The following is a 12,863-nucleotide window of genomic DNA, read 5'->3' as shown; positions in this document are numbered from 1 at the left end:
CGAGCCTGTTTCGTTATTTATTCCGCACCGTTCTTCGCAGCGCGGCCTTGGCCGGACTCCGATCAAGGCCGCACCAGTGGCAAGAAATTCTTGCGGACAAGCCGGGATTCCAGCTGATAACGGCACTATGGCTTCCCTCCATCCATAAAGTAAAATAACTGCGGCATCAATTTCCATAACCGGCAGGAATGGCCCATGCTGAATGACGACGTCGACTATTTCCTTTCGCTTGCGGCTTCCGGCACCTTCACACGCACTGCGGAACGCCTGGGCATATCGCAGCCGGCGCTGAGCAAGGCCATCCAGCGCCTCGAAAAGAAGATGGGCGTGACGCTGCTCATCCGTACCGTACGCGGCGTCGAACTGACCGATGCCGGCCGTGCGCTCTACCAGCGCCTGCAGGCGGTATCGCGCGACCTCGACAACGCCGTGCAGGAGGCTCGCGATCTCGGCGGCAACCAGGCCGGGCTGCTGCGGGTGGGGGTCACGCCGGCCACCACCGACTTTGCAATCCGCGCGTTGCTGCCGCAGCTCATCACGGAACGGCCCGCCGCGCACATCAGTTTCACGACCGCGTTCAGCGCCGCGCTGATCGATGCCGTCAGCCGCCGCGAAGTCGATTTCGCGGTGTGTCCCATCCCCGAGTACGTGGCGCCGCCGCTCGAACATGAAAGCCTGTATGACGATCCGGTTGCACTGATGCTCAACAAGTCGCATCCGCTTGCCGCGCGCCGCAAGCTGCCGCTGGAGGAGCTGGTGAAATATCCGTGGGCAGGCACGCGCAGGCATGAGCTGACGCGCTCGCAGATGGAACGGGCGCTCACGGCGCGCGGCCTGCCGCGACCCCGCATGGTGGTGGAGGCGGATACCCTGAACAGCCTGATCCTGATCGTCTCGCAGACGCAATTGCTCAGCATGATCAATACCCGGGGCGTACGCCCGGAGACGCTGCCCGGCAATGTGATCATGCGGCCGGCATTGATAGAAGGACTGGACCGGCAAATCGGCATCGTGAGGCGCGCAGGCTACGCGTCGCCGATCGCCGAGCGTGCACAGCAGCTGATACGCCTGGCGGCCGGTTGATTACCTGAACCGGGCTCGGCCGGCACGGACAATGGCGGAGATGACATCAGCAGGGCTCCGCGACAGGTAGCAAGGAGATTGCAAATTTAAAGATGCATTTTAAATGCAACTTTGATAGAATCGCTGCGACGACAGCAAGACGCGTGCGATGCCGATGCTGCTGGATTGGGCTTGCCCGATTCCACCAGTTCGCCACGAATTCGTCATGCGTCAATAAATAGGCATTCCATTTGTACATTTAAGGGGAAATCATGATCTCGGCCGAAGCACGTCCATATATCGATGCCAGCGTACCCGTCCTGCGCGAGCACGGCAGCACCATCACGCAAAGCTTTTACAGCAGCATGTTTGCCGCGCATCCGGAACTGACCAATCTGTTCAATATGGGAAACCAGGCAAGCGGCGCGCAGCAGAACTCGCTTGCCGCCGCGGTCTTCGCCTATGCGGCGAACATCGGCAACCCGGGTGCGCTTGGTCCCGTGGTCAGCCGCATCGTTCACAAGCACGTCTCGGTGGGCATTCGTGCCGAGCATTACCCCATCGTCGGCCGCCATCTGCTTGGCGCGATCCAGAAAACACTCGGCGATGCGGCTACCGCTCCGCTGCTCTCCGCCTGGGACGAAGCCTACGGCGCACTGGCACGGCTGCTGATCGACACGGAACGGAAGCTGTATGCCGATGCCGGGGTATCGCCGGGCGAACTGCGCGACATGCGCGTGATCGAGGTGGTCAGGGAATCGGACGACGTCAGGTCCTACCTGCTGCAGCCGCTGGACGGCAAGCCGGTGCCGCCATTCAAGCCGGGGCAATATGTGAGCGTGCGCGCGGATCTCGGCAATGGGCGGCAGCAGCTGCGCCAGTACAGCCTGTCCGACGCGCCGGCATCCGATCGGCTGCGCATCTCCGTCAAGCGCGAGCAAGGCGATGCCGCCGCGCCGGCCGGCGAAGTCTCGAACTGGATACATCGCAACATCGAGCGCAACAGCATTCTGGCGATCTCGCATCCTTTCGGCGACTTCACGCCGGATAGCGAATCGGATCAACCCGTCGTGCTGCTGTCGGCGGGCGTGGGCATCACACCGATGATTTCGGTTCTCAACCGTATTGCGCAGGCACATCCGTCAAGGCGGGTCGTCTTTGGACACGCGGCGCGCAGCGAAGCGCTGCATGCGCACCGCGCCGATATCGCGGCAGCCCGGAAATGCATGCCGAATCTGAGCGTCGTCAGCTTCTATGAGTCAACCGATGACGAGGCTGACGGCGTCCATGAAGGAAGGATGGAGTTCGGCAAGCTGCCCGCATGGCCGCTTGAAGAGACCGATGTGTATCTCTGCGGCCCGATCGGCTTCATGCAGGCGCAGTGGAGGGCGCTGATCGAAGCGGGCGTTCCGGCGCATCGGCTGCACCGGGAAGTGTTCGGCCCGGAGCTGCTGGATCACCTGCTATAAGCCGGGTCGGTCCCGGGACGGCCGTTGCCCGTGTCCGGCGGCGGCGGCCGTGACGGCGCTTCGACAAGGATGCAAGTCATGCAACAAGCCATTGCCATAACGCTCGGCATCCTGCCGCTGGACTCTTTGGCGGGATTTGGCGGGAGTCTGAAACGGTTCCGGCCCGGCCGAGGCCGATTGCCGCTGGAACAAGGCGTGACGACGCGGTGCCAGCGACAATCTGTTGGGGACCGACAGGCAGGCCAGGATGGAACCGCTCTAGGCTGTGTTCACACTTCGTCCGGGAGGGCGAAGTGTGAACAGGCTTAGAATTCCTGCCAGCTGTCAGATGATACCGACTGTGCAGGCAGCAGCCTTTTGTGCGTCGGCAGAGCGGGCGACGGGGTGGCATGCGAAGAGGTGCCCGCAGGCGACGGCCGGACCGGATGTGCGCCATCCAGCTTGAATACGCTCACCACGCCGGCCAGATTGGCCGCCTGCTGCTGCATGGCCTGCGATGCTCCCGCCGCCTCTTCCACCAGCGCGGCATTCTGCTGGGTGGCATTGTCCATCTGCGTGATGGCATAATTGACCTGCTCGATCCCCGAGCTCTGCTGTTCGGTGGCCATCATGATTTCCGACATGATGCCGGTGACCCGCTGCACGCTCGCCACGATGTCTTCCATCGTGCTGCCGGCCTCGGTAACGAGTCGGCTGCCGGCGTCGATCTTGTCCACCGAATCGCTGATGAGCTGCTTGATTTCCTTGGCGGCGCCGGCGGAGCGCTGGGCCAGGTTGCGAACTTCCGAAGCGACGACTGCGAAACCGCGACCCTGTTCGCCGGCACGTGCGGCTTCGACCGCCGCGTTCAATGCAAGGATGTTGGTCTGGAAAGCGATACCGTCGATCACGCTGATGATGTCGACGATCTTGCGGGACGATGCATTGATGGACTCCATGGTATCCACCACCTGTGCAACCACCTCGCCGCCCTTGGCCGCGACGCTGGATGCCGACGCGGCAAGCTGATTGGCCTGCCGCGCATTGTCGGCATTCTGCTTGACGGTGGAAGTCAGCTCTTCCATCGACGACGCGGTTTCCTGCAGCGACGCCGCCTGCTGTTCGGTGCGGCCGGAGAGTTCGAGATTGCCGGAAGCGATCTGCTGCGAACTGGAGGCGATGGTGTCCGCACCAGCCCTGACGGCGCCGATCATGTTGAGCAGATTTTCATTCATCTGTTTCAGCGCGCGCTGCAGCTGGCCGGTTTCGTCGCTGGAGACCACCTCGATGCGGCTGGTGAGGTCTCCGGCTGCGACGGCCTCGGCGACGCTGACGGCTTGTGCCAGCGGCCTGGTGATCGAAGAGGTGATGATCACGCCGACGACCGCGGTTGCGGCCAGCAGCACGGCGCCGACCGCAATGACCAGCAACATGGATTTTTCAAAAAGATCGTCAGCGGAGCGGCTGGCCGCATCCACATCCTTCTGCACCGACTTCAGCAGCACTTCCATGTCCTCGACGATGCGGTTGCGCAGCGGGCGGCATTCATTGGCGATGAAGGCGGCGAGTTTTTCATTGGTCGCCTCGCCGCGCAGCACGCGGACCTTGTTCAGTTCGTCGGCCATGGCCAGCAAGCCTGCGCTCACCTTCTCAAAATCCTGGTTGCCCTGGAACCGGGGCGCAACTTTTTTCAGCTGTTCCAGATAAACCGCCTTGAAGGCGTCGAGCTTGTCGAGCTCCCTTGCCGCTTCGGCATTATCCGCAATCGCGAGCGCATTGCGGGCGGATAGTCCGGTTTGGGCCAGCGCCTCCCGCGCCGCATACAGCGGTTCAAGTTTCTCGGTCCGGACCTTGTTCTGGAATTCAACCGCGTCGTGGATGGCCCCCATGCGAACAAGGGAAAAAGCGACGACCGCTGCCATGAGCAGGGACAACATGCCAAAAGCCAGTCCAAGCCGCCTGCCGATCTTCAGATTCTTGAGCATTTCCGGTTCAATGATAAAGGGATGAAAAATGAACCATCGCGCTCCGGCCTCGGAATAGAGGAAGGCTTCGCCAGTTCACTGTCGCATTGCCGACATGACAGGAAGTCATTATTCATCGTCAGCAATGGCATTCTCCTTTAAATCGATTGTGCGCCAATCCCATAAAGATGGGAATGAAGCCGGTTGTCGCGGATTAAACTCATACGGAATTAAAGTGAATTAAAACCAAATGAACATAGCCCATCGTCTCGCAGACAGTCTGGAGCAACGGCGAGGCGCTTGAGCCTGTCATGAGGAATGCCCATCCCATTAAACCCTGTAAGGCAAGCCCGGCAATTGCAGCACGCGATCCCGTTGCGTTCGCTAACAACCGGGCTGGTCGGATCTGCTGCGGCGCATGGAGCGGCGGGGCGGTCAATCATGATGCCGGCGACGGGCGCCTGCTCAATCCGGCAGCATGGCTCTCTCCGCAAGATCGGCCAGGATGCTATCGAGTCGCGCCAGGTCGAGCGGCTTGACGAAATGGTAATTGAAGCCTGCCGCCATGGAGAGCACCTTGTCATGCGCCTGCCCGTATCCGGTCAATGCCACCATGACCGCGTTCTGATTTTCCGGCTGCGCGCGCAGGCGGCGCGCCAATTCATAGCCATCCATGTCGGGCAGGCCGATATCGAGAATGTAAAGCGGGGCCGCCTTCTCTTTCGCCGCCGCAAGGGCGCTTTGCGCAGTGGTTGCCACCCGCACTTGATGGCCTTTTGCCTCCAGCAGCGACGCCAGCGAGCGGGCGCCGTCGGCATTGTCGTCCACGATCAGCAATTGCGTGGCCTTGACCGGGTGTTTCACCGTTCCTGAATTCGATGCCTCCAAATTGGCGACATCGCCGCTGTCATAGGGCGGAAGTACAAGGCTGAATGTGCTTCCCTTGCCCAAACCGTCGCTGTGGGCTTCCACTCTGCCTCCATGCAGAGCCATGATGCTCTTGACCAGTGCCAGACCAAGCCCCAGGCCGCCCTGCGAACGATCCGGGGTACGCTTTCCCTGCCTGAACAGGTCAAAGACATGAGGCAGGAGCGACGGCTCGATGCCCATGCCATTGTCCGTCACGCTGATGCGTACCCGGTCCGGCGTCACATCGATGGCCAGCAGGATCTCGCCGCCTTGCGGTGTGTACTTGGCGGCGTTGTTCAAGAGATTGGTCACCACTTGAATCAGGCGCGTCCTGTCGCCGAAGACCAATGCATGGCCGGCATCCATGCGGATATTGAGCCGGTGCTGCCTTGATTCGATCAAGGGACGCGCCTGTTCGACGGCATCGCCCAGCACCGATTTGATGTCGACCCTATTCTTCTCCAGTTCGACCAGGCCGCGCGTGACTCGGGATACATCGAGAAGATCATCGACGAGCTCCGTCAGGTGATCGACCTGCCGCTCGATGATGTCGCTGGCGCGCCGCACGGTCTTGTCGTCGGGGCCGGCAAGCTTGAGGAGTTGTGCCGCCGCGCTGATGGGTGCAAGCGGATTGCGAAGTTCATGCGCGAGCATCGCGAGGAAATCATCCTTGGCGGCGTTCTGGTCTTCCGCCAGGCGCCTGGCTTCCTGCTCCTTGCACAGGAGGATTTCCCTTTCCTGCTCAAGCGCCTTCCTGTTCATGCTCTCGGCGGCGAGGCGGCTTCCGGCGTGGTGCAGTGCGGTCTGCAGCGCATAGGCTTCCTGCACGGATGACGGCTTCATTTCCGGAACGCCGCCATGGCCTAGCACGTCGGCGGCTTCCACGGCATCGTTGAAGGCGCCGGTCAGGCGCCTCGCGAGCAGGAACAATGCCAATGCCGCCAGGCCGAATACCAATACCGCGGCAAGCGCGCCATACGCGGCGGCCCGTCGTGCGGGAGCCTCGATCTCCGCTTCCGGCACACCGATCGCCACCGCCCAGTTCGTGCGTTCGGTGCGGGTAAAGATGCTGTAGACCGGAATATTGTCGCGGCTTAGATTGGTGATCCGGCCACTGTATCGCTCCTGCATTGCCTGCTGCAAGGCCGCAGCAACCGGCTTGCCGACAAGTGCGGCGGCGTTCCGGTTCCGTGCAATGCTGATGCCGTCCGACCCGACGATTCCCAGGACCCACGAACTCGGATTGGCATGGGCGCTCAACAGCATGTTCAAATGCTTGGGCGTGATTACCTGGCTCATCAGGTATTGTGCGCCCGAATCAGTAACGACAGGCATGTTGACGGATACCACGGGCGCATTGGACACCTTCCCCAGACGCAGGTTGGATACGGTCACCTTTTGCCGGGCAATCGCTTCAGGCACCCACTCGTATGAAATATTGCGCAATGAGGTGCTGAACGGGACCAGCGTACTCATCATCACCCTGCCGTCATGACCGTAGAGTACGGTATAGGAGTCAGGATCCTTGTTTACGTTCTTCATCAGTTCGTACAAGGAGGCAAGGTCGCCTGTACGCATATGGTTCGTGTAGGACAGCACCCTCAAGGCGCCTTCCATGTCGGCAATCTTCTGGTCTATATCCAGTGCGATCGCGGCGGCCTTCGCTTCGACGAGCTTGAGTTGGCCTTCGCGCTCCTTCTGGAGCAGCAGGGAGAGTCCCCATCCGGCTGAAATGAGAGCCGGCACCAGGATAAATGCAACCATCAAGGCCAAGTAGTTGCGCGTTTTCATGAGGGGCAAACCTTGTCTGGCGAAAATATCGGATATGGGGCTTCCGGCGTGAAGCCGAAGAATGCGGGGCTGGAAACGAAGCGGCTATTTTAACCGCATCGCCGCTTGCACATGCGCAAGCCCTGGCCGGCAAGCAGCACGACGCCGTTTGATCCTTGACCTATTTCAAACCTCCGCGGGCAAACGCAGACCGCGCACTTCGATCGGCAGTCACACGGCGCCCGACGCCATCGAGCCCGATGGCGCGGCTGCCAGAAACGCGGCTTGAAGGCTTGGGATATCATCTGACGAGAACAAGCCCGGTTCGCCGAGACGCCACAGGATGTCCGAAACTGTCCGTCTCCATGCCGGCCGATAACGACAACCTGCTTTCGCGAGGAGACACATGAAGACAAGAATCACCGAACTGTTTGGCATCCAGCATCCCATCATTCAGGGCGGCATGCACTATGTGGGGTATGCGCAGCTCGCCGCCGCGGTCTCGAATGCCGGCGGGCTCGGCATCATCACCGCCCTGACCCAGCGCACTCCCGCCGCCCTTGCCGACGAGATACGGCGCTGCGCGGACATGACGGACAAACCCTTTGGCGTGAATCTCACTTTCCTTCCCTCGGTAACCCCGCCGGATTATCCGGGCTACATCAAGGCCATCGTCGATGGGGGCGTCAAGGTCGTCGAGACGGCGGGAAACAATCCGCAGAAGTGGCTGCCGGTCCTCAAGGAAGCGGGCATCAAGGTGATTCATAAATGCACCGCGGTCCGCCATGCGCTCAAGGCGCAGGCGATCGGCTGTGATGCCGTCAGCGTCGACGGTTTCGAATGCGGCGGACATCCGGGCGAGGATGATGTGCCCAACTTCATCCTGCTGCCGCGCGCGGCCGGAGCACTCTCCATTCCTTTCGTGGCTTCCGGCGGCATGGCCGACGGCCGATCGCTGGTGGCCGCGCTGGCGCTGGGCGCCGACGGCATGAACATGGGTACGCGCTTCATCGCCACGCGCGAGGCTCCGGTGCATGAGAACGTCAAGCAGGCAATCGTGGCGGCAAGCGAACTGGACACGCGGCTTGTCATGCGCCCGCTGCGCAACACCGAACGCGTGCTTGCCAACGCCGCCGTGGAACGCCTGCTCGAAAAGGAGCGCAGCCTTGGCGCCGAACTGAAATTCGAAGATATCGCTGATGAAGTCGCGGGCGTATATCCGCGCATCATGCAGCAAGGGGACATGGACGCGGGAGCGTGGTCCTGCGGCATGGTGGCCGGCCTCATCAGCGATGTTCCCACGGTCAGGGAACTCATCGACCGCATCATGGCCGAGGCGGAAGGTTTGATACGCCAGCGTCTCGCCTCCATGCTTGGCGCCACATAGCCAAGGCTTGACCGCGGCCACTGCCGCTGCCACCGCCATTGCAACCGCTACTGACCCGACCCTGACCTTGCAAAGCCATGCCGCCGGATGGCGGCAAGCTTGCATGGCCACCGGCTTCAGCCGCCTTCAATCACATTCGGCCTTCATGCCACGGAGACAACCATGCCATTGCCAACACTGGAAACCACCCTCTACAGCGTGGACAAGGGAATTGCCACCATCACGCTCAATCGTCCCGAGAAGCTCAATGCCTACAACGCAAAGATGCGCGAGGAACTCATTGCGCTGTTCGACGAGACCGACGCCGACGACAGCGTTCGGGTGGTGATCGTGACCGGTGCAGGACGGGGATTCTGCGCCGGCGCCGACCTGTCATCCGGCGGAGCCACCTTCGACCGCCAGGCCAATCCCGGCGATCTCACGCGGGAATCGCTGAAGGTAGGCGATGTGTACCGCGACGGCGGCGGCACCAATACGCTGCGCATCTACCAGAGCCTGAAACCCGTGATCGGCGCCATCAACGGCCCCGCGGTAGGCATCGGCGCCACCATGCAGCTGCCCATGGACATGCGCCTGGCCTCCACCGAAGCGCGCTTCGGCTTCGTCTTCGCACGGCGCGGCATCACGCTGGAAGCCGCATCGTCGTGGTTTCTGCCGCGCCTGGTCGGCATGCAGACTGCGCTCGAGTGGTGCACGACCGGAAGGGTCTTCGGTGCCGAGGAAGCGCTGGCGCGCGGTCTGGTGCGCTCGCTGCACGCGCCCGATGAACTCCTGCCCGCGGCGCAGGCGCTGGCGCGCGAGATCGCCGACAACACCGCACCGGTATCCGTCGCCCTGACCCGCCAGATGCTGTGGCGCATGGCGGCCGCTCCGCATCCCATGCATGCGCATCGCATCGACAGCCGTTCCATCCAGGCGCGCGGCCAATCCGCCGACGCCCGGGAAGGCGTCACCGCCTTCCTGGAAAAGCGGCCGGCGGCCTTCCCCAACAAGGTGTCCGCCGACATGCCTCCATTCTTTCCCTGGTGGGACGAGCCGCCGTTCGAGTAAGGCGAACCTGCATCTGCGGGTTGGAGATGAGCCGGTGAATCCGGGATGCGGCGGCCTGCCGTTTATCGGCGGTATGTATGCTTCCATACATACCGCCGGTGCCTGCCCGACGCCCATGATCTGCGACAGGCGACGTTGATGCGGCGGTAGCGAACCTTTGTCATTTTGCCTATTCTAATTTTCAAGGAATGAACGACCGGTTCATTTCATGGAAGGCCGGTCCTTATCGAGGACTGGCGGCAGACTCATCTCTACTGACAATTAGAAACCATGGAACAAGACAAGAAGTTTTCCAGCTATGACCCCGACCGCCTGCTCGACAGCCTGATGCAACGCCTGGGTCTCAACAGCGACAAGGAACTCTCCAGCAAACTGAATATTTCCTCCAAGCTGCTGCACAAGATCCGCAGTCGCGATCTCACGATCAGTCCTTCGATGCTGCTCTGGATGGCGGAATGCGCACAGACCAGCAGCGACGAATTGCGCAGCATTCTCGGAGACCGAAGAGCACGATTGCGTCCTTCATACAAGATTGCCGCCTGAGACTGTTATTGACGAACGCCGTTCGGCGGAATCCGCTCGCTGCTGCGCAGCATGCCAGATCGTTAATCATGCGCCGCGACGGGCGTGCCCGCTCAGCGTCCTGACCAGCGCCAGGAGTAGAAGCACCGCGGTACCGACCAGGATGCCGACAACGAAGTTCGCCAGCAGGGAAACGAAGGCATCGGCGACGCCGGTCATCGCGCCTGCATGCAGTCCTGCGGCTTTGCTACCGTGGACAAGGCTGTCGATGATGTCGTGCGAAGCCGGGATGCCGTGGGTAATGATGCCGCCGCCGACCAGGAACATGGCGATCGTTCCGACAACCGAAAGCGACTTCATCAGATAGGGAGCGCCAAGGAGCAGGATGCGTCCCGATGAATGCCTGGCGGCTTTGAGGATGCCTGTCCCGCTTGCGGAGGCAAGATGGATGCCGATATCGTCGAGCTTGACGATGGCTGTCACCAGTCCGTACACCCCTGCCGTCATCACGACAGAAATGACGGCCAGCGATGCCGCCTGCTCCAGCAGCGGCGCGCCCTGCATCGTGCCCAGCGACACGGCGATGATTTCCCCGCTCAGAATGGCGTCGGTGCGTATCGCCGCGCGTATCTTGCCTTTTTCCATTGCAAGGATATCGGCCGGCGAATGCACGGCCGTATCGACCAGCGCCTGGCGACGCGCTTCGATCTCCGCCGGATCGCGCAGCCATCGGTGATACAGCTTTTCGGCGCCTTCGAAACAGAGAAACGCCCCGCCAGCCATCAGCAGCGGCGTGAGAGCCCACGGCGCGAAGGCCACGATGGCAAGCGCCAGCGGCGCAAGAATGGCCTTGTTGAGAAAGGAACCCTTGGCAACAGCCCACACCACGGGCAATTCCCTGCTCGATGCGAAGCCGGACACCTGGTTCGCATTCACCGCAATGTCATCGGACAATACGCCCGTGACTTTCTTCGCGGCGAGCTTGCTCATTGCGGAAACGTCGTCAAGCAGATAGGCGATATCGTCAAGTACGGCTAGAAGGCTGCTTGCCATGGCATTCCCTTTATCATGAAGGACTCCGCGCGTCCGATCGTCAATGGAAAACCAGTGCAATGTGAACAGCGCGCGAGCCGAGCGTGATTTGATCGGCACACCCGTCCCGGAGTTTCATGAAGAATGCCGTTTCAGCTATACGGTCTGCTCCCATACTTCCGCAATCCGCAGCAGGTTGGTGGTCCCGGATTCGGCGAACGGCATGCCCGCCGCGATCGCCACCAGGTCTCCAGGGCGCGCGAACTGCTCGCGCAAGGCGGTACGGCATGCCGCGGCAACCATTTCGTCTACGCTGCGCACATCCGGGCTTACCGTCGTGTGCACGCCCCAGGCCAGGGCCAGTTTGCGCGCGGTGGACAGGTGCGGCGTGATGCTCAGGATGGGCGCCGCCGGGCGCTCGCGCGCCGCCCGCAGGCTGGTATGGCCTGAAGTGGTGTAGGTAATCGTGACCTGCGCGCCGATGATCTGCGTCACGCTGCGCAGCGCCGAACAGATCGCATCGCCCCGCGTCGGCAACGGCTCGCCGCGGTGCGCATCGATCACGCTGCGGTATTGCGGATCGCGTTCCACCTCGGTGATGATGCGGTCCATCATCGCCACCGCCTGCACCGGATAGGCGCCGCTCGCCGATTCGGCCGACAGCATCACCGCATCGGCGCCGTCATAGATGGCGGTGGCCACATCCGAGGCTTCCGCCCGGGTGGGCACCGGCGCCGAAATCATGGATTCCAGCATCTGCGTGGCGATCACCACCGGCTTGCCTTGCCTGCTGCAGCTGCGCAGGATGCGCTTCTGCACCCCGGGCACGCGCTCGGGAGGCAGTTCGACGCCGAGATCGCCGCGGGCCACCATCACCGCGTCGGAGGCCTTGACGATGTCTTCCAGCCGATCGAGCGCCGCCGGCTTTTCCAGCTTGGCCAGCAGGCCGGCTCGGCCCTGTATCAAATCGCGCGCCTGCAGCAGATCCTCGGGGCGCTGCACGAACGACAGCGCAACCCAGTCGACGCCGAGCGCGAGCGCGAATTCCAGGTCGCGCTTGTCCTTGTCGGTCAGCGCGGGAATCGGCAGCACCACATCGGGCACGTTCACGCCCTTGCGGTCGGACAGCACGCCGCCGTTGACCACCTTCGTGAAGATGGCGTCGCCGCCGCTATCGAGTACCTGCAGCTTCAGCTTGCCGTCATCAAGCAGCAGCGACTGGCCGGCGGTGATCACTTCGAACAGTTCCGGATGCGGCAGGCAGACGCGCTGCCGGCTTCCCGGCGCCGGGTTGCGGTCGAGCCGGAATTCATCGCCCGCCGCCAGCGTCACGCGTCCTTCGGCGAACTGGCCGATGCGCAGCTTCGGCCCCTGCAGATCGGCAAGGATGGCAATCGGCCGGCCCACGCTGCGCTCGACTTCGCGCACGATGTCGTAGCGGTTGCGGTGGTCTTCATGCGTGCCGTGGCTGAAGTTGAAGCGGAACACATCTGCGCCTGCTTCGAACAGCGCCTGTATCGCTTCCTTGGATGAACTGGCGGGGCCGAGAGTGGCGACAATTTTTGCCTTGCGTTGACGTCGGGTCATGTTGCTTCCAAACGGGTAAAAGAGGGCCTGCTCCCGGCGAAGACCGGGAGTGGCGGGTCAAAAGCTTAAGAGCGTCTATCAAAATGCCGATGGCAAGGGGGTGCAACGCGGCAAGCGGCAGTTTGATAGACG

The 12,863-nt window shown here is 62.1% G+C and carries 9 protein-coding genes; 5 read left to right on the top strand and 4 right to left on the bottom strand.

What is annotated here, in order from left to right:
• Positions 1-195 precede the first annotated feature (195 nt).
• Positions 196-1,083, top strand: coding sequence for a LysR family transcriptional regulator (locus FH061_RS17470; RefSeq protein ID WP_151637121.1), 888 nt, complete (start codon positions 196-198; stop codon positions 1,081-1,083).
• A 251-nt stretch (positions 1,084-1,334) separates the two neighbouring features.
• Positions 1,335-2,531: an NO-inducible flavohemoprotein gene (gene hmpA, locus FH061_RS17465; RefSeq protein ID WP_151637120.1), complete on the top strand. Its 1,197-nt coding sequence runs from the start codon at positions 1,335-1,337 to the stop codon at positions 2,529-2,531.
• 305 nt (positions 2,532-2,836) lie between these two features.
• On the opposite strand, the gene FH061_RS31640 is transcribed toward hmpA, so the two are convergent.
• Positions 2,837-4,495: a methyl-accepting chemotaxis protein gene (locus tag FH061_RS31640; RefSeq protein WP_318841026.1), complete on the bottom strand. Its 1,659-nt coding sequence runs from the start codon at positions 4,493-4,495 to the stop codon at positions 2,837-2,839.
• Positions 4,496-4,939: 444 nt separating this feature from the next.
• Positions 4,940-7,174 carry a hybrid sensor histidine kinase/response regulator gene (locus FH061_RS17455; protein ID WP_151637119.1) on the bottom strand — a complete coding sequence of 745 codons (2,235 nt, stop codon included), beginning with the start codon at positions 7,172-7,174 and terminating at the stop codon, positions 4,940-4,942.
• Between the two features lie 385 nt (positions 7,175-7,559).
• On the opposite strand from FH061_RS17455, the gene FH061_RS17450 reads away from it, so the two are divergent.
• From FH061_RS17450 to FH061_RS17440, 3 genes are all read left to right on the top strand, one after another.
• A complete protein-coding gene (locus tag FH061_RS17450) occupies positions 7,560-8,540 on the top strand; it encodes an NAD(P)H-dependent flavin oxidoreductase (protein ID WP_151637118.1) in 981 nt (326 codons plus the stop codon).
• A gap of 162 nt (positions 8,541-8,702) precedes the next feature.
• Positions 8,703-9,590: a crotonase/enoyl-CoA hydratase family protein gene (locus tag FH061_RS17445; protein ID WP_151637117.1), complete on the top strand. Its 888-nt coding sequence runs from the start codon at positions 8,703-8,705 to the stop codon at positions 9,588-9,590.
• Positions 9,591-9,860: 270 nt separating this feature from the next.
• Positions 9,861-10,133: a hypothetical protein gene (locus tag FH061_RS17440; RefSeq protein WP_151637116.1), complete on the top strand. Its 273-nt coding sequence runs from the start codon at positions 9,861-9,863 to the stop codon at positions 10,131-10,133.
• A 66-nt stretch (positions 10,134-10,199) separates the two neighbouring features.
• On the opposite strand, the gene FH061_RS17435 is transcribed toward FH061_RS17440, so the two are convergent.
• Positions 10,200-11,165: a DUF808 domain-containing protein gene (locus FH061_RS17435; protein ID WP_151637115.1), complete on the bottom strand. Its 966-nt coding sequence runs from the start codon at positions 11,163-11,165 to the stop codon at positions 10,200-10,202.
• A 135-nt stretch (positions 11,166-11,300) separates the two neighbouring features.
• Positions 11,301-12,731, bottom strand: a complete 1,431-nt coding sequence (pyk, locus tag FH061_RS17430) for a pyruvate kinase (protein WP_151637114.1) — start codon at positions 12,729-12,731, stop codon at positions 11,301-11,303.
• Positions 12,732-12,863 lie beyond the last annotated feature (132 nt).

Source organism: Noviherbaspirillum aerium (assembly GCF_008929045.1).
GTDB classification, from domain to species: domain Bacteria; phylum Pseudomonadota; class Gammaproteobacteria; order Burkholderiales; family Burkholderiaceae_D; genus Noviherbaspirillum; species Noviherbaspirillum aerium.
The sequence above is the reverse complement of the archived record's forward strand: the minus strand, read 5'-3'. Positions and strand labels throughout refer to the sequence as shown.

Coding starts and splice junctions, on each gene's coding strand:
- FH061_RS17440 (WP_151637116.1), top strand. CDS start 9,861: ATGGAACAAGACAAGAAGTTTTCCAGCTATGACCCCGACCGCCTGCTC.
- pyk (WP_151637114.1), bottom strand. CDS start 12,731: ATGACCCGACGTCAACGCAAGGCAAAAATTGTCGCCACTCTCGGCCCC.
- FH061_RS17470 (WP_151637121.1), top strand. CDS start 196: ATGCTGAATGACGACGTCGACTATTTCCTTTCGCTTGCGGCTTCCGGC.
- FH061_RS17455 (WP_151637119.1), bottom strand. CDS start 7,174: ATGAAAACGCGCAACTACTTGGCCTTGATGGTTGCATTTATCCTGGTG.
- FH061_RS17450 (WP_151637118.1), top strand. CDS start 7,560: ATGAAGACAAGAATCACCGAACTGTTTGGCATCCAGCATCCCATCATT.
- FH061_RS31640 (WP_318841026.1), bottom strand. CDS start 4,495: ATGCTCAAGAATCTGAAGATCGGCAGGCGGCTTGGACTGGCTTTTGGC.
- hmpA (WP_151637120.1), top strand. CDS start 1,335: ATGATCTCGGCCGAAGCACGTCCATATATCGATGCCAGCGTACCCGTC.
- FH061_RS17435 (WP_151637115.1), bottom strand. CDS start 11,165: ATGGCAAGCAGCCTTCTAGCCGTACTTGACGATATCGCCTATCTGCTT.
- FH061_RS17445 (WP_151637117.1), top strand. CDS start 8,703: ATGCCATTGCCAACACTGGAAACCACCCTCTACAGCGTGGACAAGGGA.